Raw genomic sequence first — 23,684 nt, 5'->3', positions numbered from 1 at the left:
TATCAGTTAAAAAGCCAGCGTAAATCCTTAATATTACCTTCGTTGCTCAAGCCGGCGTCATATACAGGTACATTTGCATCTGCATCAACAATACCTAAAATCAAGGCGACGCCTTTACCTAAAGTAAGCTTATTTGACCCCGCTTTGAAGGTATAGGTATGAATATTTACAGGCGGCAAGCCATCAATTTGAATGGCATTGGCAATCTTAATATCGGCCTGGCCAAAATCATTGGCGCTGGCATCCGTTTCCAATTGCGGCTCGGGCAGGTATTGAGGCATTTTGCTATTGAAAAAGCCAACCAGCACCTTTACCGGTCTATCATTTTTAAAACTGATTGTTGTACCGTTCTTCTGCTGATCTCCTTTAGATAGCTTTATCCCTTTTAAAGCCGCCAGTTCTTTTGCGATATTTTTGATGGCTGCTGCTGTATCGGAAAATACCACTTCGCCAGCTTTGACCTGATAACTGCTACTTCCACTATTTTCAAACCTCACAAGCGCATCTTTCAAAACTACAACCTCCTTTTGCTTTTGCTGTGTTTGAGGCGATTTCAGCGAATCAATATTGCGTTTAAAATTGTCCAGTTCCTTTTGGTAAACCGGCAAAAGCTCGGCCCAGGTTTTCATTTTGGCATCGTTACCTCCAACTGGAATTTTGCGTTGCTTGGTTTGCATGCTATTAGCATACAGGTAGGTATTTTCAGTCAGCTTTACCAGCTGTTTATAGTAATCCAGACTGGTTTGCAACTCGGGTAAAGCCTTTTCCAGATCGGCAACATTATCTGAATATTTATAGCGCAACACCCATAAAGCCGCTTTTGCCTTGTAAGCATAATTATTGGCCATTGCGTTATAGCAATACATATCATTTTTTAAGCGGGCAAACTCGACTTTATCTTTAGTTACTTGTGCAGATGCTTCGTCGATAGCCTCAACAGCTTTTTCCCCTTGCACTATTACACTATCGATAACTTTAACCGGTGTTTCGCCAATATGTGATTGTTGTTTCCACTCCTTCTCGGCGTACTCGCTCATCATTTCACCAACCGGACCTTCGGAGTTATAGAGCAAAGAAAACAAACCGTACTTTTCAGGATTAACCAGCTGGCTCATCAGCATCCCCAAAGTCATGGTTTGGCGGTTACCATCGGTGATCCCGAAACGACGCAACAACTCGGGTGAGATATTGCCTGATTGTTCATAAGCTTTTAAGATGGCTTCGCCATGAGCCTGGTCGCATCCATATTTATCGGCCAGTTGTTTTGACCAATAGTTTATTTCGCTAGCCCTGTCCCTCTTGCTATCCCAGGCATAGCGCGACCATGCCTTGTACCAGATCCAATCCCTGTCCAACTGCAGCAGACGCTTACCATCAGTTTTATCTGCTGTATAAGGCCAATCCCAGTAGGATGCCTGCGGATACAGGTGCAGGGCATTTGCCCCATAAACGGTATGCATGGCCTGCACACATTTCTGAATAAAATCGGCCGATCCATAGCGGAAAGGCTCCAGGTTGGCAAGGATATGGACGTTTTCTATTTGTACGGTACCGATATTACTCAAAGTGCGATGAAGATCAGCCCAGGGACCATGTGGTTCATACGTAGTAAGTGCCTCACCATTGTATTTGGCCATGGTGTACAGGTTGTGATATAAAGGTTTGGCGTATTTCATCACCGCAGGTGCGTCGGTATCATGCGCACGGAGCACAATCGGCGGCTCATCTGTGCGCCCCAGGGCTTTTAATCCGTCTTTTACGCCCGGAATAATGGTTTGCGTAAACCAGTCGATATCATCCTGACCTACACCTTCCATGGCTTCGCCCAGCGTAATCAACAATCCAACATGAGGGTATTTTTCAACAAAAGCAGCTATTGATTTACGGGTATAATCGGCGATGACGGGTACAATGTGCCGGTTCCTATCCTGCGTTTTTAGGTTATTTTTTTCGGCGAAGGGCTTGGAGACGATGATATTGTAAAAACCCTGGATAAGCCAAATCCCACGCTTATCAGCCTCTTCGGCTAAAAAACTATAGATCTCTTCGTTTTTCTTAAAAGTAGCATCATCAACCTCAACAGCATAAGGATATTCTTTAACTCTTACCAGCGAAGCAAAAGGGTGCCCGTTCCACAAATACAGTGAGTTCATGCGGTTATGCGCCAGCGAATCCAGGTAACGGATCCATAAAACCTTATCATAAAACCATGGGAAATTTTGCGGCGTGTAAGAGTACTCATAAGTGCCGCGAGCGGGAAGTAACGCAGGCTTTTGCACACCGATGCAAGTCCCCCGCAAAACCATTTCGGGCTGATCATGCAGGTTTATATTTACAGGGAGTTTTTTATTTAAGTCGATCCTATCTGCCAGTTCAAGACAGCCATAAAGCGCACCGGAATTATCGGCACCTGCTATCAGCAATTTATTTTTAAGACCGTTATCACTGATGATAAAACCCTCTTTTCCAGGTTGATTATTTGGACTACCCGCCAATTTCTTAATCGAAGCATCGGTAAGCAGACCAACAATTATGGTGTTACCGGAAGGAAGCGCCCCTTTGTAGGGTCGTTCAGTAACCAAATAACCTGCGTTTTTTAAAGCAAACGTTAACTTTTGCACACCATAACTTATCCTTGCATGGTGCTTGGGTAAAGTAACAATGGTTATTTTTTTGATTGAACTTGTGCTTGTAAGGGAGAATGAAAACAAGAGATCAATATGAGCAACAGTAGCAGGCAACGATTAAACAGCTTCATTTTCATTGGTATTTAGACAGGCATACGCAGAGCCGGTTTTCAACGCTTGAAGCGAATTAGCTTCTGAAACCAGCTCTCGGGTTTTGAACTTAATTGGTTGTATAGTATTCAAAAATATCAGTACACTGCTGCAATTTCATCTGATATTTTCTCTATCTACTATACGATATTATCATCATTAAAGTCCGCAAGCTTATAAAAAGAGAGAAAATGAGTCAGGATTTACACCGGGAGTTTCACCAGCACATGTTTCAGTTGCGTACTCCGGGATATCATCTTTCCATCGGCATAAATGATAAAACCTTTGCCTTTGTGATATTTAGTGCCGTTTTTATCCCATACCACGCTGATAGTATGCCCGTGATAAAGCACGTTGTCTAACGCAAACCATTTCCATTGATTTTTAGGGATAAGCGGGAAGATTTCGAGTAGATTATCTTCACGAGGTTTCAGGCCAACGAGATCGCTGATGATCAAATCGCAAAAACCGGAGTGGTTGTAATAGCTGCTTCTTGGGTTATCCCCTTTAAGCCAGTAACCTGTTTTTTCGTCCTGGTACTCGCCAAGGTAAGGCTGTCCCCGTTTAATGTGCGAAAGGGCGTATTTATGCAGTTCATTATAAAAAATACCGGGTGTCATTGTCCCTTTGCTTTGATAGCCGGTAAGCAGGGTAGCCAATCCTTTCAATGTTTGCGTAGTGGCGAAAGGCCATACAGCGCCGTCCCACTCGCAGCCATGCCCGGTACCATGAGTACGGAATAGCGGATGCCTGCGCTCGGCAGTAGTAATTCCCCATGGGGCGTTAAAACCTTTGGTGTCGGTTAGCTGATCCCATTGTTTGGCATAAGCTGGTTTATCATCGGGTAGCTTAAAATACCAGGGGATAAAACCCAATTCTTCGCGGGCATTGGCAAAATGCCCGTCGGGTTTACGTACTTCAAAAAGGACGCGCTATCGTTCCACAAGCTGTCCTGCACCAGTTTTTTAAGGTCGATAGCTTTTTGAGTGTATTTTGTTTTCAGTGAATCATTGCCGGTTAGGGCCGCCATTTTTGATAACGCCACAGCATTGCCGTACATGTAACTGTTAATAGTAGGACGGATGTTTTTGACTTTACGGCCGCCGCTAATGCTTTCTTCCATCGCGTCGCGCACGTCAAACTGCCAGAATAACTTGGATGGCAGTTGTTTCTCCGTTTCCCAAACGTGATAATCAGTATTGAGTAAAGGCAAAGCCTGTTGAACAAATTTTTTATCAGGGTTTACGAGGTAGTAATTATAAACCGCATCATCAATCCAACTGCTGAATGCGTGCAAATGCGGTTTCTTTTGTTTGGGATCAACATAAAGCCAAAAATTGATGTACTGGTTGAGGTATTGCGGATCATGCAGCCAGCGCCCCTCATAAATTTGGTGACCAAGGGCACTGCTTGAACTATTATAAACGCCGGTAAAGCTAACCGGCGTTATAAATTCGGTGAAAATGAAGCCATCGGGTGTTTGTTTCAGGTGTTTCCTGAATGTCCACCAGCGGTAATAATAGATTTTTTGAATAGCCGAGTCCGGGCAATCAAATAAAGGTACATTTTTGGTCAGCCATTCGTAAGCATGGTCATTGGTGACGTAGTTCTTTACCGTTTCGGTATCGGTTTTATTAAAGCTGTTCACATAGGTTTTCAGTTTATCAAAACCCAACACATGCTTTTGTTGCGCAAAAGCACTTCCTATCACGCAAAAAAAGAACCCGGTAAAAAACGTCTTCTTTATCATCATTTAATTTTCTTCTGTAGAGACGCATAATTGCGTCTCCCGGAGGACGACCCGATTGCAAAAGCGTCTCCAACAAAGCCGCTTGTCCCGCGGGAGACGCAATTATGCGTCTCTACATTTATTTAAACAACTTCCTATACTTCCACAATTGCTTTTATAACACCTTTCGCCGGGTTAAGCCAACTTTCAAACTGATCTTTTACTTCATCAAAAGTTACCCGGTGGGTGATATAGGTCTGCGGGTTTACCAAACCATTTTTCATGGAACGGATTACGTGTTCAAAATCCTCGCGGGTGGCGTTGCGACTGCTCATCAAGGTGCTTTCACGTTTATGAAACTCGGGATGACTTACAATAAGTTCGTCTCGTTGTAAACCAACCAACACATACCTGCCGCCATGCGCCAGGTACAAAAACGCGCCGTTTATAGCCTTTTGATTGCCGGTAGCATCAATCACCACGGTAGGCATATCACCGTTGGTGATCTCTTTCAGGCGCTCACTCACATCTTCGTTTTTTACGTTGATGGTATAATCAACCTTCAAATTTTCTCTGCAAAAATTAAGACGCTGTTCGTTCACATCGGCAGCAATGACTTTTGCTCCGGCAATGCGGGCAAATTCCATAATACCTAAACCTATAGGGCCGGCGCCAATAACCAGTACAAATTCATCCGGTTTTACATCCGCCCGCCGCACCCCATGTGCACCTATGGCCAATGGTTCAACCAATGCCAGTTCATCAAAACTTAAGCCCTCGCCATGAACCAATAGGTGTGATGGGACCTGCAGGTATTCGGCCATACCGCCATCAGTATGTACACCGCAAACCTGGATATTTACACAACAGTTTGGTTTGCCCGAGCGACAAGCGATACAATGCCCGCAATTGAAATATGGGATAAAAGTAACAGCCTCACCTTTTTCAAAACCTTTGGCATCGCCGGCTTCAATCAGTTCGGCCGCAAGTTCGTGGCCTAAAATTCGTGGATAGCTAAAAAAGGGTTGAGTACCTTCAAAGGCATGCAGATCGGTACCGCAAATCCCTATTCGTTTTATTTTAAGCAGTGCATTACCCGGTTTTAATTGGGGTACATCAGCAGTGCCATAATCCAATTGACCGGGTGTTGTACAGGTTAGTATTTTCATTAGTGTTAAGTTAGTAGTACTAAGTCTGAACTCAAATTCAGGCTTTTCTCTTTTTTATGCTTAGAATCTGTTTAAAATGCAAAATATTCATTGCCGTTGGTTTTAACCAACAGTAAAAAAAACTAAAATATTCTTGCTTTAGCCCAACTCTATAAGCGAATTTGGGCTGAAGCCCTCTTTTCGCGGCTCATTATTCCGTTGGTTAAAACCAACGGCAATGAAGTTTTATTTATGCTCATCTACCGGGTGTTCGTGTCTCCACGAACACGGAGAAATAAATATCAAATTAAAGTGAAACTCCTCTTTTCCATGGGATAAAATCATCCTGACCGTGGCGTACAGCGTGAACTTCAATTTCGCCGCTGGCTACTTTTACCACATAATCCAGGATGCGTTCGCCCGCCTGCTCAATGGTTTCGTCACCTTCTACAATAGTACCGGTATTGATATCAATAATATCGCTCATTCGGTTAAATAATGCAGTATTAGTGGCGATTTTTACAACCGGAGCTATTGGATTGCCGGTTGGCGTACCCAAACCGGTAGTAAACAATACGATATTAGCGCCCGACCCAACCTCGGCCGTGGTCGATTCCACGTCGTTACCCGGGGTACACAACAGGTTTAGCCCCGGCTGTGTTACTTTTTCGGGATAATCCAATACATCAGCTACCGGTGATGTACCTCCTTTTTGGCTGCCCCGGCAGATTTGATGGCGTCAGTGATCAGGCCATCCTTAATATTACCCGGCGACGGGTTCATGTAAAAACCAGAACCGGCCTCTTCGGCCCGTTGGCTGTAGGTACGTACCAGATCGGCAAAGCGCTCGGCTTTAGTTTTCTCCAAACAACGATCAATCAGGTTTTGTTCAACCCCGCAAAGCTCAGGGAACTCGGCTAAAATAACCGAACCGCCCATGGCCACCAACAAATCAGAAGTATAACCAATAGCCGGGTTTGCCGAAATACCGGAGAAGCCATCCGACCCCCGCACTCCAAACCGATGGTCAGTTTACTTAAAGGAGCCGGTTTACGGGTATATTGGTTAGCCTGCATCAAACCGGCAAGTGTTTGCCTGATAGCCAGCTCCATTAAATCGGCTTCTTTACCTGTTTTCTGCTGATCTAAAATGTAAAGTGGTTTGTTAAACTCCGGCGAGCGTTTATTGATCTCCTCCTGTAGTGTTTTTACTTCGGCATTCTGACAGCCAAGACTTAACACTGTTGCACCTGCAACGTTAGGGTGCGTAATATACCCGGCCAGCAAACCGCAAAGCGCAGTTGAATCCTGTCGGGTACCCCCGCAACCGCCTGTATGCGTTAGAAATTTAATCCCATCAACATTAGGGAAAACTTTATTACCGGCGTTTTGAGCGGTGTCGCTACCTATTTCGGTGTATAAAACCTCATCTATCTCGGCGCCTGCTTTGATCTTACCGATCAACTCCTGCGCTTTGATCTCATATGTTTTTTTGCGGCCATAACCCAAAGGTTTTACCAGGGCCTCCTGCAATACTTCAATGTTACGGTTTTCGCAAAAAACCATCGGTACAACCAGCCAATAATTCGCTGTGCCCACGCTGCCATCTCCGCGGTGATAGCCGTTGAATGTTTTGCCTTCCCATTTACTGATATCAGGCCTGTGCCAATCAGTATGGCTTTGGCCTGTTAAAAAGCTGTTTGCCGCATGTTTTGCATTGGCGGTACTAAGCAGCCCGCCTACCGGGATCAGGCTTTGCGCTTTGCCTACCAATACGCCATACATGATGATTTCGCCACCTTCGGGAATCTCGACCATAGCGAATTTATGCTTTGCCGGGATCAACTCTTTTACTATATAAGTTTCACCTTTGTAAGTAACCTGCTCGTTAGCCTGCAAATCGGTTAGTGCTACAAGCACATTATCGGCAGGGTGCACTTTTAATATATTCTGTTTCATCTGTCCTCCTATTTAAATATCGCTTATTTCCAGTTTTCCCTGTTCGTTAATAAGCTTAAACTGTGCTGTCACTGCTTCTGTAAAGCCTGGTAACGTTGTCAGATCGGTATCCCAAAGGCTTTTATTTTTAAGGATAGCTGCAATCGCTGTTTCTGCATCAGCGCCGTTCCATGCTTTGCTTAAATTAGGTGCCTGGTCGTCGGTTACCGCGTAATTATCCGAATGTGCTGTTCCGGTATATTTACCATCAGCCGTCTCGGTAATCTGCATAAAGCGGATAAAAGCTGCAAAACCAAGAGCCATCATTTGAGGCGCCTTATTATTTTGTTTGTAATAGTTCAATAATAACGGAATAACCCGCATTTTAATTTTAGTAGCGTACTGCACCGAAATGCTCAGCCACTCGTGCCTGATGTTGGGGTTGCGGAACCTGTCGAGCACCTTGTTACCAAAATCACGGGCTACATCTTCATCAATCTGGTATGGGATAGATGGCATGATTTCAGTAAACATCAGTTGGGTGATGAATTTTGTGAAATGCGCATCGTCCATGGCTTCCTTAACTGTTTTAAAGCCTGAAAGATAAGCTACGGCGCAACTCAAGGTGTGCGTACCATTAAGCAGGCGGAGTTTCAATTCCCTGAACAGTTCAATATCAGGCGTAATTACAACACCGTTATCAGCCTGGGCAAAAGATAGCACTTCGGCTATTTTCTCATCGCACTGGATAGCCCAAAGACTATAGGTTTCGGACATGATGCTGAGGTTATCGGTATAACCGCGCTCGGTTTCCATGGCGTCACTTAATTGCTGATCCGGCCTGCCGGGCACAATCCTGTCCACCAGCGAATTGCAGAAACTATTGCTGCTCTCCAGCCAGTCCATAAAAGCTGGCTCCAGTTTATTTAAATGGGCAAGCTCTAAAACAATGGCTTCCAGTTTTTTACCGTTATCAATAATCAGTTCCGTTGGGATAATCACCAAACCGGTATCCGCTCTGCCGTTGAAAGCCCTGTAACGCTCATATAAAATAGCCAGCAGTTTGCCTGGGAATGATGCCGGCGGATGTTTACGTACATCTTCCTTTACCAACTGGATCCCAACTTCTGTGGTGTTTGAAATCACCACCTGTAAATTTTTGCTTCGTGCTATCTCCAGGATCTCTTCCCACTCGCTTGAGGCCGAAAGCACCCGGCTGATCGCCGAACAGATTACCTGCTCATTAACTTCTTCGCCGTTTTCAATGCCTTTTGAATAAATGGTGTACAAACCATCCTGCATATCGAAATCCGTTGTCGAACCTTTGTCGGTGGATTTAACAACCGCAACCCTGCCGTTGAAGATTCCGGCACGGTTAGCCTTGTCGATAAAGTAATCGGGCAAGCCACGCAACAGTACGCCGGTACCAAATTGCAGCACCTTTTCGGGCAGGTCAAATACATTGACAGGAGGTAATTCTGCTGCCGGCACTGTTGTTTTGTTCAGGTTATATCTTGATAATATCATGTTCTTTTGAATTGTAATAAGTTACTATTTTTTTGTTTGAGGAATTTGCTTCACCAACCAGCCTACCAAATCGTTGGCTGCTTTAAAGTTGTCATAGTCGGCCGGCAGCTTTCGGCCATCTGTATATTCGTTATAAAACCAGGGGTCGCCAACGGCAAACACAGTGCCTTTACCATATTTGGCGGTAGCTACGATGATGTCTTTGCCGTTAGTTAACCGCGGTACAGCGGGCTTGATTAGCTGCAGGGTACTCAACTCTTTGATATAAATCTTACGCGCTGTTTTAAAGATGGAATTATCCGAAGGGATGTTTATAGCTCCCTGCTCAAAATTGCGGCCGACCACCCTGTTAACACTATTTAGGTTAAAGCTGATACCAAACTTGGCCATTAGCTTGTTCAGATGTACAAATTCGGCATTACCGGTATCGTTATTTAAAACCACCAGTACGCCGCCATTTTTCACCCAATTACTGATGGCTTTAATATGTGGTTCTTCGATATATTTAGCGTCCAGGTTTTCTTTAGGAATATCAGGATCAACAATAATATAAGCTGCCGCTTTTTTCAGATTGACATCATCAGGCGCCTCACTTAAAGTTTTGGTATGTAATCCGTAATTATTAAAGATCCGTCCAAAAAGCGAAAATCCGTTATTATCCTGTTCCTCCCACTTGTAGTGGAACGGGATACTTTTACCGGTAATATCCTTATGGTATTCGTTATTAAAATAACTATCTAAAAGTACGGTTTTGCCTTTACCTGCATTCAGATTGGCTAAACGTTCCATCTCTACACTGGCCAGCATAAATGAACCAACACCTTTGGTTTCGTTGGAGACAGTCTTTACACCGGTATAGTATTCGTAACTGCCATCGCGATAAGGTTCGCCGCCTACGCCTACAGCACCTGCCGTGCCTTTCAGGTTTACATGTCCATCGGCATCGGTTTCAATAAAGTTTTTGATGATGCCATCATAAGCTTTTCGGGCAGCAGGCAAATATTTTTGAGGCAGATAGCCTTCCCTTACACCTTTAGCCAACGTATACACAAACATGCACGAAGCCGATGCTTCCAGGTAATTACCCTTCTTGCTGCCTTTATCAAGCACCTGGTACCACAAACCAGAGCCTTCATCCTGACTGCCTTGTATAGCTACAGCACGGCGTTTTAAAATGGCAACGAGCGCTGCACGTTTAGGATGATTGGCCGGGAAATAGGGTAACACATCAACCAGTGCCATAGCATACCAACCATCGGCACGGGCCCATAAACTGGCCGAAAGACCGGTTTGCGGGTTAGCCCAGCGTTCTTTTTTGCTCTGATCCCAGGCATGATACAACAAACCTGTTTTAGCATCGCGCGCATGCTGCTCCATCCAAATAAACTGATCGGCTATCTGGTCAAAATCCGCATCCTCATGGTAAAGGGAAGCATATTCGGCATAAAAAGGCTCGGCCATGTATAAGCCATCGAGCCACATTTGGTTAGTGTATCTTTTTTTATGCCAGAAACCGCCTTCAGGAGTTTTTGGCTGTCTCGTCCAGCTGTCTGCGAAGTAATGAAGCAGCTTTGTAGTATTTTTCAGTACCTAATACCTGGTGTAGAAATAACAGGCTCCGGCCTGATAAAATATTATCCAACGTATAATCTTTGGCTTTATAGGTACGGATGGATCCATCTGCCCCCACATACCTGTCCATCGATTTCTGGATGTAAGTAAAATATTCACTCCGGGCCGATTGCTGCCAAACGCTTTGCAGCCCTTGTAACACAATCCCCTGGTCGTACGACCAGTTAGTGCCCGGCAGCGAATCTGCCCAGATATGCATAACCGTGTTAGCCATCCGCTGTGACCATGGCAGCGTTTGCGCCCTGAGCCCCAGGCCCGCGAACAGGGAAGCACATAACAATAATATTTTCTTCATTATACAGCTCATTTTATTGACATTACATCCCAGTTATCACTCCCGGCAAGAACATTATTCAATGTATATTTTTTCATTTCGGCCTCAGTTAATTGGTGCGACCATGGCGCACGTTTGCTGATATTGGTGCCGCTGCTTTTATATTCGGCAAAAAAGGCGGTCTTTTCATTTTCCGGGTTACGCCAGTTATCCCAGCCCTGGGCGCAGATGTAGCTTCCCATTGTTGTATTGATAAAAACAGATCTGGCGTATGGCCGCCAGGGCCTGCCCAGGTAAACCTTTGTTACAGAGGTATCAGCTGCTTCAAGCCGGCAGTTTAAAAACACAAAACCAAATCGCTGTCGCGGTGTAGTTGCGGGAGCTGTAATAAAAGAGTTTCGGAGACTTTTGATCACACAGTTTTGGAAAACCGCAGTGGCTTCGCCGAAAATAAAATCGGTTGTACCTTCCATATAACAGTCTTTATAAAACTGGCGGCTGTTTTCGGTACCGGCATAAAGCGTATCCTGGTTGCCAAGCAGCCGGCAATTGATTATGGCACACCTGTCGCCCTCAACATGTAAAGCCACGGCCTGTCCTACGGGGCCTGCGGCATTTGCTATGGTTAAATTCCGGGAGATAAAATCGTTACCCTGCACCAAAACCGTGTACGAAGTATAGGTTGTAAACTCGGCTTTTCCGAAGGCATCCTTACCCTGCGGGTTTGCTTTGCCCGAGAAATCGCTGTTGGTGATGATGGTTTTATTTTGATCGTCACCTATCAGTTCTATATTACATTTCCAGGAGGGGATTACCAGTTTTTCGTGGTATACTCCGGCTTTTATGTAAATGCTAACCCTTTGCTGCGACAGGTCACGAACAGCGTTTACGGCCTGCTGAATGGTTTTGAAATCGCCACTACCATCCAGTGCTACGGTAAAACGCTTTGGATATACAACCGCCTGCGCCAGCAATAGTGCCGGAGCAAAAACAATCCATATCAATAGCGCCGCTCTCTTCATTAATTTGAACCGGTTATTGCATTTTTGGTTGCTCCTGAAGCAAACTCAGCTTTGTTCTTAGCCTTGGCGGCATCGGTATTCAGTAATTTTATTTGCTGCGACTTTTTACCGCTGACCTTAAACAACAACTCTGTATTGCCATAGGTAATATGATCAAACGTAAGGCTGCTGCTGTTTTGAACATTGATAAGTGGGTTGGTTTCTTTACTTTCGAGATGGATATTTTTCAGGAAGATGTTCTGTGCTTCTATTACATCTGCTCCTTTAACAGTTTTGAAAGTACTGTTTTCTATATGGATGTCCTTAATCCCCATCTCGGGTAGCCCCCGGATCATGAGCGCTTTTTCGGCGCCGTTACACACTACATTGTTTACATAAAACTTGCGAAATGAAGGTGTGGCTTCGGTTACCGGCACAACAGCCCGGTCATTTATATCATCCGCTTCGCCGGGCGATTTGCCTCCGTAGTACATATCAAAAAGAATAGCCTCATGAAGGATATCTTTCATGGCAATATCCTTAATAAAGATATTTTCAACTACGCCGCCCCTGCCGCGTGTAGTTTTAAAACGCAAACCAATATCCGTACCGATGAATGTACAGTTTGATACGAAAATATTACGCGCCCCTCCCGACATTTCACTTCCTATCACAAAACCGCCATGGGCACGGTAAACCACGTTATTCCGTACAATTACATTTTCAGTGGGCTTACCGCGTTTGCGGCCTTCTTCATCCCGGCCCGATTTAATACAGATGCCATCATCGCCGGCGTCAAAAGTGCTGCCTTCAATTAACACATTCCGGCATGATTCTACGTCGATTCCGTCACCGTTCTGGGCATTCCAGGGATTCCTGACCCTTGCGTTCTGTACGGTAAGGTCTTCGCATAGTAAAGTATGAATATTCCATGCGGGCGAATTTTGAAGGGTAACGCCCTGTAGCAATACTTTTTTACAATTGGTAAGTACCAGCATATTTGGCCTGAAAAAGTCCTTAAAAGGTTCGTTATCCTTTATGGTTTTTCCATTGCCAACAACACCTGCCCCAGCTGCTTTAAGTCCGTTAACATAACTTTCAGAAGGGTACCATGACCTGCCATTTTCGCTCACTACGCCTCCCGATGCTACCAGTTTTTTCCATTCAGCTTCAGTAAGCCTGTCTTTGCTGATGGCCCGCCAAACCTCGCCGTGCCCATCAATGATCCCTTCGCCGGTGATGGCGATATTGGTAAGGTTGGTGCCGGATATCGGCGATTCATTACGCACAGCGGCATGGCCTTCATAATTACCTTCAACCAGTTTATATTGCGTTTTATCATCAGTAAACTGGAGCAGCGCCGCCCGGCTTACATGGAGGTTTACATTACTCTTCATCACCAGCGGCCCGGTTAGCCACAAGCCTTGTGGAATAAGCACTACCCCGCCCCCTTTGGCGCTGCAGGCGCTTATTGCTTTATTGATACTTGTTGTATTTAACGTAATGCCATCAGCTTTGGCGCCATATTTTAAAATGTTGATGGTATCCTTTTTAAATACAGGTTTATTTACCTGCGGCAAATGTTGCCAGGAATACTGCTGACACTGTACCCGCGATGTGAAGCAACCCGCCAAAAGCAAAACCGCTATCCCTATCCTTGTTTTTACTACCGACATGTTTTTATTTTAAAACAGCTATTTATCGCCCTATAATTGGTGAGGGAACATTAAATCCTAAACAAGATTAAAGGCTGACGGCAATAAAAAAAGGATTTGCCCAACAAAAACCGCGCAAACGTTCCCAGAAACGTTTGCGTAAGTTTTAGCGGCTAAAAAGAGAGACCGGATTTCGTCAGTTAAACTCAAAGCAACGCCGGTTTATGGTGATTTTATTTGATACCGCGCAATTACGAAGCCGACCAGTGCACCATATCATAAGGATAATTCGGATGGTTAGCGTAACCGCTATCATCAAGTCCCATTATCTTAGTTACCGCTCCCGCCTCCCAGCTCCAGTAACCTTTATATGAGCTTTCTTTTTTGTGGTTTTCATACCATGAATCGTCTTTATGCAACCTGTACCATTTGTCGAGGTAAAGTTTCATTTCGCGCTCCGCATCGGCTTTAGGCATTTTTGTTAAATCATAAATATCCCTGTAAGCTTCGGTGATAAGCGTATCCGGCTGCGGGCCGCTCCCCGGCTTTTTGGTGTTAATGATATACCATAATAAGGCATCCGGTGTCCAGGTTGGGTAACTGGAACCACTATCCGACTGGCGGATATAATTAATAACCGGCTCGTATACCTCATCAGGTACATTCAGTAAGCTGCCTAAGGCTACCATATCAATCATATCGGCATAAAACGCGTCGGCATCCCAGCCTTCGCCATAGTATCCGGCAGCTGCTATATATTCATTATAACACAGGCTGATATCATTCCCGAAAGAATAGTTTAAATAAACCAGGTCAAGATGTTCCATAGCAAGCACCCAGTTGTTTATCGGGCGAAACTTTTCCTGTTGTTTTAAGGTGACATTTTGTTCCTGGTACATTTTTATTATCGACTGCTTCTTATCAAACATTTTTTTAAAGAAAGCAACGTCTTTATATTCTGCTCTTAACTGCGTTTCGGGTGTTGCCGTGGTTCCACCTCCGCCAAATAATTTATCAAAAAAACCCATTTTATAAGCTGTTTAAATTTATGAGAACCATCCTGCAATTGATTTACCAATGCCGCTTCCGGCCAGGCCTCCTATAACCCCGCCAACAATACCACCAACTACCGTACCAACCCCGGGGCATATAGCAGTACCTATCATTGCACCTATTTCGGCACCTGCTATACCTCCGGCAAGGCCACCGGCAGCACCGCCTACCGCTTCTTTTGTTTTTTTGCCAAAACCGCCCTCTTCTTCATACGCCGAATAGATACTTACTGCATCAAGGGCGATACCAACAACTATAAGCCCCCGGCCGGCAACTTTGCCAGCCACACTTAAAGCAGGAGAACGTGCAATTGCCTGGCTTGCCTTAAACAGGCCGTCATTTGCGCCAGTGGCAATTCTGCTATTACGTACCGCCTGCGAAAAATTAGATTCGGACAAGGCTGTAAGAGGTTTTGAATTGAGCATGGACGACCTTACACCATTCATAAAATTGCCGGCCCTGCTGGTTTTTATCTCCAGGGCCTCACTTTGCCCGCGGGTAGCTTTAAAGCCGTTGGAGTTTATAGTTTCTGACTGCATGGATCCGTCGGGCTTAACTCTGATCACCTCGCGGTTCAGGCTGCCATCTGTATTTGCCAGTCTAACCCCTGCTTCTGTCTGCCGGGTTTATCGCCCCGTTATTGTCGATGTGATTTCGCGTCCATCGCTCACTTAACTCGCGGCCGGTTGTCGTATTTTGTATCGATGCTGTATTGTATTTACCGTCTGTAATTTTATACCCATTATCTTTGGCGTAAGCCCCATCAATACCCGAAGCCGTAGGTTTATCAATGTCAATTACAGGGTGCTCACTTCTTACATCTCGAAAACCTTCCTGCCGATGATAAACGTTGTCCTTCATCTCCCCGTAATTACCATGCCTGCGGTAATCACTTTCGCTGTTGCTCCGTACCAGGCTTATCTTGCCGTTTTCAACATCATAAATGGTACCGCGCTGTAATATATCAAGGGTGTTGGTGTACGAACCATAGTTGAACGTTCCGGCGCCAGCACCCGTAACAAGCGCCCCGGCTGTGCTCATACCGCCTGGCGCATTAAAGTCAACACTTATTTTGCCGCCTTGTTTGCATAACAGGTTCGCATCTTCAAATAATAATTTGTAGCCGTTAACCTTAACACCTTTATTGGTCTTGTCCCAGTAAATAGGATCAAATTTGCAGCTGCCACCCGTTACCGAACACCTGCCCATGGGCAAAATATTTTCACCCGGCACCATGTCGGCCTCACTGGCCAGGAACTCACCATAAATTTTCGTGTTGTTATGATGCGTTACCTTTAACCGCACAGGAGCCGACCCTTTATCGCACTTAAGGCAGCTATTGTTTGGAATATATTTTTTTGACATCGGATATTACTTTTTGTGAGTACTAAACCTTCAGCCTTATACATGCAGTACACTGTTGCTCAACTCGTTCTTATCAACGCGTTCCTTCGGAAGCTCATGCTGTTCAATCCGCCTGCATTGATGTGCCGTTACAACAGTATAAAATGAGGGCACATGTAATTGCAAAAACAAATCGGCCTCCTGTAGTATGTTGTTTTCAAATTTGTAAATCTCTTCCATCTCGGTCTGCAGGTCAACCTTCAGGTTATAGGTATTTGTAAGGTCCTTTAGCATCCTCACTAAAACAGGTCTTTCAAACCTTTCTTCGTCAACCTCGGCTTCGTTAGTTATGGTTACGGTGTTGCCATGTTGTTCGGTAAAACTGTAGATGACGAGCGGCAGGTCAATTGTGCCGAAAAAACCTTTCAGTATCAGGGAAGAGCTTTCATTGGCTTGCCATTCCCTGTAAAAAGGTTGAAAAAAGCACCGGTAATGGCTGTATCCCATAAATGATTGCAGAAAGCGTTTAGGATCCTGCAGCAATTTATCTGTTTCGGACAGCATTACATCGATACCATCCTGCTGACGATATTTTTTGGCAATTTTTGACCGGAAGCCCTGCTGCCAGCAATTAGCGATACTATTAAAATTATTGATGCCGATAAATTTCCCTTCCAGATCTGTTATGATCTGTACCGGCGACTGGAACCATTCCATATCTGCTGCCCATTCATGGATCAGCGCCGAACCATCCATATTTTGATCAAGCAGGGTATATTCATAAACCCGTTGCTTATCGTCATGGCTAATGAGTTTTATTTCAATCCACCTGTCCTGCACAAACTCAAGTACTTTTGTGCCAATTATGGTACGGTTGGATGAGCTAAGCTGGTACCATGAACTTTGAGCTGTATTTACCGGTAATATATTCATGATCATGATTGGTTAATTTCAACATCGCCTGCTATAATATGCGCCAGACTGCCGCCGTTGAGATGCATTTTGTCGGTCGAGCTGATCTCGGCCGATTTGCTACTTGATGAAAGTTTGCCGGCCGCAGCATCAAAAGTGATGTCTTTGGCTGATGCAGAGAGTTTGATGCTTTCGGTTTCGCTGGTAAAGGCGATATCTTTTTTCGCATTTGTAGTGATACCTTCATCCTGTGCCGCTACCGCTATCGATTTTTTGGCTGTAACATTGATAACACCATCCCCCCGCCTTCTTTAGCCGGTGATGATGTTATATTAATGCTATTGCCCGCATTAATGTTTATATCTTTTGATACCAGCGTTAAGGTGTTTGGCGCATAAATGGTTACCGTACCGTCGCCATTAAGGGTTACCACGTTACCGCTGGGATCTTTAACGTTAATGCTGCCATTGCTATCGTCCAGTATCACGGTGTTGCCGCTTCGGGTAGTAAGCGCTTTGGTTTTATTGGTTTGACTGCCGCCTGTGCCTGTTTTACCACTAAACATGCTGCCAATAATAACCGGGCGGGCAATATTACCCTCCTCAAATGCCACCAGCACCTGGTCGCCAACTTCGGGGATAAAAACAAAGCCTCGGTTCTTGCTTACTTTATCCGAGCTGCCGGCATCAGGAGAAACTACCCTGAGCCACTCGGTAACATCATTCGCGGTACATTGCCATTTAAATTTTACTTTAACGCGGCCATGCCCATCCGGGTCGGCATTGTCGGTAACATCGGCCAGCTGCATATCCGGGTTTGGCTTTTCGGCTTCAGCAACCGGGATACGCTCCGTATCGGCAGTAACGCCTTCAAACGTATTTTGGTAATGGCCAATACCGTCGATCTGGTGATAAACCGCCGTAACCAGGAACTTGCCAAAATCCTGCAATTCAAAAGCCCCTGTACCCCTTACACTCATGCTTACATTAAGTATTTTGCCCAGGCCCACCATGGGGTTGTCGCAATTGCCTACTATGGTAACCAATTCGGATATCAGCGCTTTTTGCTGGTTATTAACAAAATCATCTATTTCTTTTTTGTTATTTACCCTAACAGCCAATGGTTCATTATAAACTTTGCTGAAAACTTTGTTTGACGCGCTGATGGCATGCGAAAGGTCCGGCGTGCTGCCCGAAGAGCCTTGCGGCTCTGACGAAAGCAGTTCATCCTGCCTGGGGTTGTAAGCAAATTTATTATGCTTTAAAGGCGCTATCTGCATTGCATATTGCAGGCTGTGCAGATCACGACCGTAAATTAGAGCAACCTCCTCCAGTTTATCGGGCTTGCCAAAATTCAGTTTAGCACCATCGTAATAAAACCATTCATAATACTCGGCCGAAAGACGGTTGATAAACTCAAAATCGCTTTCACGATATTGAATGATATAATCAATAGGCGAAGTATTGGTTGGCTTGATATTGAGGTTCAGATCGTTTGCTGGTGCATCCTGGGTAGCTAACTGAATAATGCTGCTCAGGCTTTTGTTAAGATACGAGCCGAGGTCGGGACCCCGGTCAATCAGGATGGTCGGACTAAAGCCGCTCACCAGGATATCGCCATGAAACCCATGGCTTTGCGAAAGCTCTACCTTGGTAACAATACCGCTAAATTTATTTTCGCCGCTATCGGCTGTGCCAAATTGCACGGTAATGTTTTTGCCAATAAAGTCCTTTGAGTTTTCGAGCGTAACAGCGTTGTACTCTTCAACCATATCATGGTTAAACCTGAGCTGAAAAGTATGATGCTCATTAAAACGCTGGTCAAGGTTAAAGGTAGAGAAATGGGTGATCTGGGTACCTTCAATATTGATATCTACTTTTAGTTTCTTTTCCATAATTCGGCTATAAAATCCATTAACCTTTAACAGGCCATGGGCTGTAGTAACTTATAATTTTATATTGCCCGTTAACTTTTCCAAAAACAAACCCGTACGATGTTTCCCTGCCATTTTTTTGCTCATATTGTTGCTGCAACTCGTAAAGCTTACTGCCTTTATCTGTAACTTTTGCAATAACTTTATAATAATTTTCGTCGGTAGCGGCGTCAATTTCCGACAGATCGTCTTCGGTACTTTTGGGTATAAGACGAAGCACGTCAGCACTCAATATAGCAGGCTCATACTGTGGATATTCTGCCCCGCTCACCAGTCCCTCAGCAGGGTTAATCGTAGCAGATCGTAAATCTTCGTTCGACCATTGGGGTGTTGTTTGCAACGGAAAGTAAAACATGGCGGCCAGCTGCTTTTTATTTTTTTGCAGGGCAGCAGCTTTAAACTGTTTCAGGCAGGCCCTGAACAACTGCTCATCCGTAAGGGCCGACTTATGCACAGTTCGGGAGGCCGACTTAGCTATGGTCTTGACAGTATCAGCAACCGGAGCTTTAGGGCTACCGCTGCAGCCAACAGCCGAACCTGCCAACCCGGTAGCAAGCAGTAATAATACCATATGTTTATTAATCCTGTTCATTGGTTAATTTCTGGGAATACTGATCAGTGCCCTGTCTTCCATCCGTTTAAGGATAACTGCCGCGCCCATTTGCTGGGATACCGCCTCGGCATCAAAAACACCGTCTTTGACATATTTGCCCTTAACATACTGGTTCGAAAAACTCCAGAGGTAAGGTGTGTGAATGCCCTTTTTATTATAACCGAAACCGTTATATCCCTCCAGCTTTTGCAAAATAAACGGCAGGCTCCAATTGGTTACCTTATCATACTTCATCAGTTTAATAGCATCAACAGCACTCTCCTCAAAAGTAAACGGAGGGCCGTGACCTACCTTTGGGCGATTGGCCGGCACCTGTACCGTGTAACCGGTAAGCGGATCGCCGTTGTGCAGGTGTTTTTTGAAACTGAACGAGCACTCCATATAATGTACACAAGCTATAAAATACCAGGGGATAGCTCCGCCGCCGCCAAAAAGGTTCATAAACGAAAACGGATCATTTGGGGTAAACCTCCCGGTGTCAAAAAAATTAGCTCCCAAAAGGCCGGTTGTCATCTGCGGTTTGGTCATGATATCCAAAACGCTTTCGGGTTTGGCATTGGCCGCGGTTGGGTTTAATGATAGCGGTGTGGTGTTATAACGATCAAAAAAGGGGTATACACCGATGCGAAAAGATTTTTATTTCCGGCAGCCGACGGCGCATTAGTACCAAGGCGTACCAGGTTTGAAATACTTTCGTAACGGGGGCGGTTTACGGTTACCTTTTCATCGATGATCTTATCGACAGCAGCGATTTTTTCCTTTTTAATAACACAGTTATTAAAAAGCTGCACGTATTCCATGGGGGTTGGAACCGACGATTTTTTCACCTTTTTCTTTGTAGTGGGTAAGGCTGGGTTTATTATTCTCTTCTTTCTTTTCATAAGGTTTATAACTGAACCTAAACAAAAGCTGTAAAAAGATACGGAGGAAAATATGTTACTATCTCCTCCGTATCTTTTTAAAAAGACAGTACAAATCAATTGTACTGAGATATTATTTAGGCCAGTCGTTTTCGTGCTCGGCGTTGCCTATTTTCAGCTTACGCGCCGATATCACAAAGCTTAACGACATTGGGTTGTTACCGATAATCGATATCCCCTCGTTATATTGAATTATATAACCATCCTCAAAATTAAGCTCCTTCATTTTGGCATCTTCTTCAGATTTTTTGAAGGTGATAGTGCCGTGAATTGGTTTGTACTGGCTGTTCACCATCGATTCGATAACCGAAGTATCTTCGGTTGATTCAACCTCAACCTGGATAGTACCACCATATACACCTGATGACGGACGGCCTTTTGAGTCAACGTCCCTGTTTAATGAATAGCTGCATTGCAGCACGTCGAATTCTTTCGATCCTAAACTAATTCTTGCTTTGAAAGCCATGATCAATAAAGTTTTAAGTAGATAAATAAATTAAGTGCCCCTTCGGCACAAACTGATAACAAAATCGGCCGGGCTTAGTTTCTACCTGGCCAATCGTTCACGTGCTCGGCGCTTCCCAGTTTCAACTTGCGGGCCGAGATCACAAACTTCAAACTCATGGGAGTTGCGCCTGTAATGTCGATACCTTCAGAATACTTTACGATGTAGCCATCTTCAAAAGACAGCTCTTTCATTTTAGCGTCTTCCTCAGATTTTTTGATCAGCAAAGTGCCGGCAATCGGTTTGTACTGGTTGTTAACCATTGATTCGATAATGGAGGTGTCTTCAGTCGACTCGATCTCGATATCGATAGTACCGCCGTAAATACCTGAGGACGGGCGTCCTTTTGAGTCTACATCGCGGTTTAATGCATAGGAGCAAGTGAGCACATCGTAGTCCTTGCCCGAAAAATTTAATCTTGCTTTGAAAGCCATAATGATAAATTTTAAGAGGTTAATAATTTAAAGTAGATGCTTTGCGCATTACTTTAATAACTACAATGTAATTAATTTATTGTTTGGAGAAAATATTAAATATTTATTTAAATAAGTTTTAACCCAAAAGAATATAATTTTTGGATCCACTTTTTGCTGTACTCATTATCGAGGTTGTAGAGATGCCCGATGGTACTGGTGTGTACGGGCTTGATGCCGCGCTTTTCGAGGGTTAGTTTTTTTACTGCCAGGTAGGTTGGCTTCATATCAACCTGCCAGTCCTGCCAGGCAGCTTCATCCAATATAGAAACCACACGTCCTGACCGGCCATTGAAATTAACCGACGAGCAGCTGATAAAAACCTGGTCGGGCATGAAAACGCGATCAAAAAAACCTTTAATTTTCGAGTTGATCGAATCTTTATAAACCGGGCAAAATATCACCACGTGCGATGCCCATTTTATTGCGTTTACGGCCTGCACAAGGTCGGGTTCGGGCTCGTTATTGCTTAGCGTGAACTGCTTATTGGGATTAAATTTAAGGTCGGCGATGGCTATCTCCTTTACTACAGCTTCGGCGGCCTGGGCCCCGTCTTTATAGGCGTTGATCAATGCCGCTGTGGTTGGTGTTTTGTCAATATCTGCATTAATGATCAATAGCTGCCTCATCAATGCAAACATAAACCATATTTAACAATAAATAAAGTTAGGCCTCCGGTTAAATTAACCTAAAATGCACACAGCGCTGGTTTAACGGTTGAATCTCGCTTTTAAAACCCGCGTCCTAACAGGAGGCACCTACGGAGCCAATATATTGTTTTGCACATATCCGATATCACTCCTGTAGGTGCTTCCTTATTTTAAAAGGGATTCATTACCACTTCACAACGTTGTGTACCGCGATATTACTGCTGTTTATATTCGCTGTTCCAGGTTGGGCTTGCATCCTCACCTTTTTGTCCGTCAAGCTTCACCACAAAGCTTTTAGCCGGGAAATATGGCGTGATATTAATATCAAGGTGAATGCGGTCCTTTTGCTGTTCATCGCGCTCAAACCTGATTATTTTAAAGCGTTCGATAAGCCTGTCGGGCCCCTGGATGTTATCCAAAAACTTCACAATTTGCGAGCGCAAATCCTGCTCTGTTTTTGATGTCCAGTTTTCAAAAGCCCGGCGGTTCAAAAAGTCGAATAATACTTTGGTGATATAATCAAATACCCTCACTACCGAATAGGTTTGCAAACCGATATTATCGCCGTTAAACAAAGTTTTGGCCGAGAATGCCATTACCTTGCCATACTCATTCACCATAGGTACCAGGCCAATGCGCTCCAGGTGCGAGATCTCGCTCTTTTTAAGGTCAAAGCGTACACCATCCACCTCGTTAACCGCGCCATGTTTTTTACCGGCGGTAACCTGCGACATCAGCGTGTAATACATTTTACCGGCCAATGCTGCCGAGCCCGGGATATACAGGTCATCCTCTTCACCCGCTTCGGCAACTTTGCCGCGGCCTACCAGCCAGTTACAGGTCATGATGGTGTTCGATTTAAAGGCATCGCCGCCGGTTAAATTGGCTGATGTAAACAGGTCTATCACATCATCCGGTTGTTCAAGATCCGCAAAATCGGTCACCAGCATTACTTTATTATCATAAGCTATTTTTGACCAGCGTTCAACTACCTTGTTTGAGCCAAGGTAGCCGGGTACAACCAGGATTGAATAATTTTGACGAAGATCCAGCCTGTCATAATTTTGCTTAAGTTCATTTGCAGCATATTCAATAAAGCGTGGGTTATCAAGCTCTTTCAACTGATCGATCGTGGCATTCATTAATACCACATTCTTCAGCTTATCCTGTTCGGTGTTTTTATAAAACAAATGCACTGTGCGGTAAGCCTGTTCCAGCTCGCAGGTGCTTTCCAATACATTGAGTAAATTTTTGTTCAGGTTTTCTTCAACGCTTTGCAGTTTTTCGGCGCTTTTCTGAATAGTATCGCTAACCGATTCGCCGCTTTCCAAAGCTTCTATCCATTGATTAAGCTTCAGCTTAAGCTCTTCGCGCTCCCCTTTCTTCTCATCATCAGTTAAAAAGATCTGTTTACGGGCTTTGCGTTCGGGGTTCAGGTTTTGAAGGCCATCAATAGTAGCTTCCAGCAAATCAAAACCACCAACTTTTGATAGTTTATCTAAACTGGTTGATAAGGATGCCGCGCCGCTTCTTTCTTTTATTTTAAGAGCCTGGTCTGTTGAATTTTCATTCAGGATCTGCTCGTTTGGTGTTGCCATGAT

General features: G+C 44.5%; 20 protein-coding genes and 2 pseudogenes. All 22 read right to left on the bottom strand.

The window, feature by feature from the left end; genetic code table 11:
• Positions 1-2 precede the first annotated feature (2 nt).
• Complete coding sequence (locus tag ACRQ5D_RS16250; RefSeq protein ID WP_432329792.1) at positions 3-2,711, bottom strand: alpha-d-galacturonidase; 2,709 nt, start codon at positions 2,709-2,711, stop codon at positions 3-5.
• Between the two features lie 269 nt (positions 2,712-2,980).
• Positions 2,981-3,235, bottom strand: coding sequence for a glycosyl hydrolase family 65 protein (locus tag ACRQ5D_RS16245; protein ID WP_431200799.1), 255 nt, complete (start codon positions 3,233-3,235; stop codon positions 2,981-2,983).
• 72 nt (positions 3,236-3,307) lie between these two features.
• Positions 3,308-4,527: pseudogene (locus ACRQ5D_RS16240) on the bottom strand (MGH1-like glycoside hydrolase domain-containing protein); the annotation flags it as partial.
• A 134-nt stretch (positions 4,528-4,661) separates the two neighbouring features.
• Complete coding sequence (locus ACRQ5D_RS16235; protein ID WP_091172348.1) at positions 4,662-5,675, bottom strand: zinc-binding alcohol dehydrogenase family protein; 1,014 nt, start codon at positions 5,673-5,675, stop codon at positions 4,662-4,664.
• A gap of 286 nt (positions 5,676-5,961) precedes the next feature.
• Positions 5,962-7,612, bottom strand: a pseudogene (locus ACRQ5D_RS16230) (UxaA family hydrolase).
• 12 nt (positions 7,613-7,624) lie between these two features.
• Positions 7,625-9,118 carry a tagaturonate reductase gene (locus tag ACRQ5D_RS16225; RefSeq protein WP_091172352.1) on the bottom strand — a complete coding sequence of 498 codons (1,494 nt, stop codon included), beginning with the start codon at positions 9,116-9,118 and terminating at the stop codon, positions 7,625-7,627.
• A gap of 24 nt (positions 9,119-9,142) precedes the next feature.
• Positions 9,143-10,687, bottom strand: a complete 1,545-nt coding sequence (locus tag ACRQ5D_RS16220; RefSeq protein WP_432329790.1) for a glycoside hydrolase family 88 protein — start codon at positions 10,685-10,687, stop codon at positions 9,143-9,145.
• Positions 10,638-11,045 (bottom strand): glycoside hydrolase family 88 protein, encoded by a 408-nt coding sequence (locus ACRQ5D_RS16215; RefSeq protein ID WP_432329526.1) that lies wholly within the window; start codon positions 11,043-11,045, stop codon positions 10,638-10,640. The genes ACRQ5D_RS16220 and ACRQ5D_RS16215 overlap by 50 nt, the downstream gene beginning before the upstream one ends.
• 8 nt (positions 11,046-11,053) lie before the next feature.
• The gene (locus ACRQ5D_RS16210) at positions 11,054-12,046 is read right to left on the bottom strand and encodes a pectinesterase family protein (RefSeq protein ID WP_091172354.1); all 993 of its coding nucleotides are present in this window, start codon (positions 12,044-12,046) and stop codon (positions 11,054-11,056) included.
• A complete protein-coding gene (locus tag ACRQ5D_RS16205; protein WP_091172356.1) occupies positions 12,046-13,701 on the bottom strand; it encodes a glycoside hydrolase family 28 protein in 1,656 nt (551 codons plus the stop codon). The genes ACRQ5D_RS16210 and ACRQ5D_RS16205 overlap by 1 nt, the downstream gene beginning before the upstream one ends.
• A 230-nt stretch (positions 13,702-13,931) precedes the next feature.
• The gene (locus ACRQ5D_RS16200; protein WP_091172358.1) at positions 13,932-14,708 is read right to left on the bottom strand and encodes a PoNe immunity protein domain-containing protein; all 777 of its coding nucleotides are present in this window, start codon (positions 14,706-14,708) and stop codon (positions 13,932-13,934) included.
• Positions 14,709-14,726: 18 nt separating this feature from the next.
• Positions 14,727-15,299 carry a hypothetical protein gene (locus tag ACRQ5D_RS16195; RefSeq protein ID WP_432329523.1) on the bottom strand — a complete coding sequence of 191 codons (573 nt, stop codon included), beginning with the start codon at positions 15,297-15,299 and terminating at the stop codon, positions 14,727-14,729.
• Positions 15,300-15,333: 34 nt separating this feature from the next.
• Positions 15,334-16,098 (bottom strand): PAAR-like protein, encoded by a 765-nt coding sequence (locus tag ACRQ5D_RS16190; protein WP_432329522.1) that lies wholly within the window; start codon positions 16,096-16,098, stop codon positions 15,334-15,336.
• Between the two features lie 36 nt (positions 16,099-16,134).
• Positions 16,135-17,010 (bottom strand): hypothetical protein, encoded by an 876-nt coding sequence (locus ACRQ5D_RS16185; protein WP_143020842.1) that lies wholly within the window; start codon positions 17,008-17,010, stop codon positions 16,135-16,137.
• 241 nt (positions 17,011-17,251) lie between these two features.
• On the bottom strand, positions 17,252-18,883 hold the full coding sequence (locus tag ACRQ5D_RS16180; RefSeq protein ID WP_431199988.1) for a type VI secretion system Vgr family protein: 1,632 nt from the start codon (positions 18,881-18,883) through the stop codon (positions 17,252-17,254).
• 19 nt (positions 18,884-18,902) lie between these two features.
• Complete coding sequence (locus ACRQ5D_RS16175) at positions 18,903-19,514, bottom strand: hypothetical protein (RefSeq protein ID WP_091172368.1); 612 nt, start codon at positions 19,512-19,514, stop codon at positions 18,903-18,905.
• Between the two features lie 3 nt (positions 19,515-19,517).
• Positions 19,518-20,063, bottom strand: a complete 546-nt coding sequence (locus ACRQ5D_RS16170) for a hypothetical protein (protein ID WP_431199987.1) — start codon at positions 20,061-20,063, stop codon at positions 19,518-19,520.
• A 44-nt stretch (positions 20,064-20,107) separates the two neighbouring features.
• Complete coding sequence (locus ACRQ5D_RS16165) at positions 20,108-20,416, bottom strand: hypothetical protein (RefSeq protein ID WP_431199986.1); 309 nt, start codon at positions 20,414-20,416, stop codon at positions 20,108-20,110.
• Between the two features lie 112 nt (positions 20,417-20,528).
• Positions 20,529-20,921, bottom strand: coding sequence for a type VI secretion system tube protein TssD (gene tssD / locus ACRQ5D_RS16160; RefSeq protein ID WP_090531686.1), 393 nt, complete (start codon positions 20,919-20,921; stop codon positions 20,529-20,531).
• A 74-nt stretch (positions 20,922-20,995) separates the two neighbouring features.
• On the bottom strand, positions 20,996-21,394 hold the full coding sequence (gene tssD / locus ACRQ5D_RS16155) for a type VI secretion system tube protein TssD (protein ID WP_091172372.1): 399 nt from the start codon (positions 21,392-21,394) through the stop codon (positions 20,996-20,998).
• A 107-nt stretch (positions 21,395-21,501) separates the two neighbouring features.
• Positions 21,502-22,074, bottom strand: a complete 573-nt coding sequence (locus ACRQ5D_RS16150; protein WP_091172373.1) for an NAD(P)H-dependent oxidoreductase — start codon at positions 22,072-22,074, stop codon at positions 21,502-21,504.
• A 224-nt stretch (positions 22,075-22,298) separates the two neighbouring features.
• Entirely contained in the window at positions 22,299-23,681 is a 1,383-nt protein-coding gene (locus ACRQ5D_RS16145; RefSeq protein ID WP_091172375.1) for a DUF5458 family protein, read from the bottom strand.
• Positions 23,682-23,684: the final 3 nt, after the last annotated feature.

Source organism: Mucilaginibacter sp. P25, from assembly GCF_050859465.1.
Classification (GTDB): domain Bacteria; phylum Bacteroidota; class Bacteroidia; order Sphingobacteriales; family Sphingobacteriaceae; genus Mucilaginibacter; species Mucilaginibacter gossypii.
The sequence above is the reverse complement of the archived record's forward strand: the minus strand, read 5'-3'. Positions and strand labels throughout refer to the sequence as shown.

What these genes read in the sequence shown, in the direction of transcription:
- ACRQ5D_RS16235 (WP_091172348.1), bottom strand. Translation starts at nt 5,675, where the DNA reads ATGAAAATACTAACCTGTACAACACCCGGTCAATTGGATTATGGCACT.
- ACRQ5D_RS16225 (WP_091172352.1), bottom strand. Translation starts at nt 9,118, where the DNA reads ATGATATTATCAAGATATAACCTGAACAAAACAACAGTGCCGGCAGCA.
- ACRQ5D_RS16215 (WP_432329526.1), bottom strand. Translation starts at nt 11,045, where the DNA reads ATGAAGAAAATATTATTGTTATGTGCTTCCCTGTTCGCGGGCCTGGGG.
- ACRQ5D_RS16210 (WP_091172354.1), bottom strand. Translation starts at nt 12,046, where the DNA reads ATGAAGAGAGCGGCGCTATTGATATGGATTGTTTTTGCTCCGGCACTA.
- ACRQ5D_RS16205 (WP_091172356.1), bottom strand. Translation starts at nt 13,701, where the DNA reads ATGTCGGTAGTAAAAACAAGGATAGGGATAGCGGTTTTGCTTTTGGCG.
- ACRQ5D_RS16200 (WP_091172358.1), bottom strand. Translation starts at nt 14,708, where the DNA reads ATGGGTTTTTTTGATAAATTATTTGGCGGAGGTGGAACCACGGCAACA.
- ACRQ5D_RS16190 (WP_432329522.1), bottom strand. Translation starts at nt 16,098, where the DNA reads ATGTCAAAAAAATATATTCCAAACAATAGCTGCCTTAAGTGCGATAAA.
- ACRQ5D_RS16185 (WP_143020842.1), bottom strand. Translation starts at nt 17,010, where the DNA reads ATGAATATATTACCGGTAAATACAGCTCAAAGTTCATGGTACCAGCTT.
- ACRQ5D_RS16180 (WP_431199988.1), bottom strand. Translation starts at nt 18,883, where the DNA reads ATGGAAAAGAAACTAAAAGTAGATATCAATATTGAAGGTACCCAGATC.
- ACRQ5D_RS16175 (WP_091172368.1), bottom strand. Translation starts at nt 19,514, where the DNA reads ATGAACAGGATTAATAAACATATGGTATTATTACTGCTTGCTACCGGG.
- ACRQ5D_RS16170 (WP_431199987.1), bottom strand. Translation starts at nt 20,063, where the DNA reads ATGACCAAACCGCAGATGACAACCGGCCTTTTGGGAGCTAATTTTTTT.
- ACRQ5D_RS16165 (WP_431199986.1), bottom strand. Translation starts at nt 20,416, where the DNA reads ATGAAAAGAAAGAAGAGAATAATAAACCCAGCCTTACCCACTACAAAG.
- tssD (WP_090531686.1), bottom strand. Translation starts at nt 20,921, where the DNA reads ATGGCTTTCAAAGCAAGAATTAGTTTAGGATCGAAAGAATTCGACGTG.
- tssD (WP_091172372.1), bottom strand. Translation starts at nt 21,394, where the DNA reads ATGGCTTTCAAAGCAAGATTAAATTTTTCGGGCAAGGACTACGATGTG.
- ACRQ5D_RS16150 (WP_091172373.1), bottom strand. Translation starts at nt 22,074, where the DNA reads ATGTTTGCATTGATGAGGCAGCTATTGATCATTAATGCAGATATTGAC.
- ACRQ5D_RS16145 (WP_091172375.1), bottom strand. Translation starts at nt 23,681, where the DNA reads ATGGCAACACCAAACGAGCAGATCCTGAATGAAAATTCAACAGACCAG.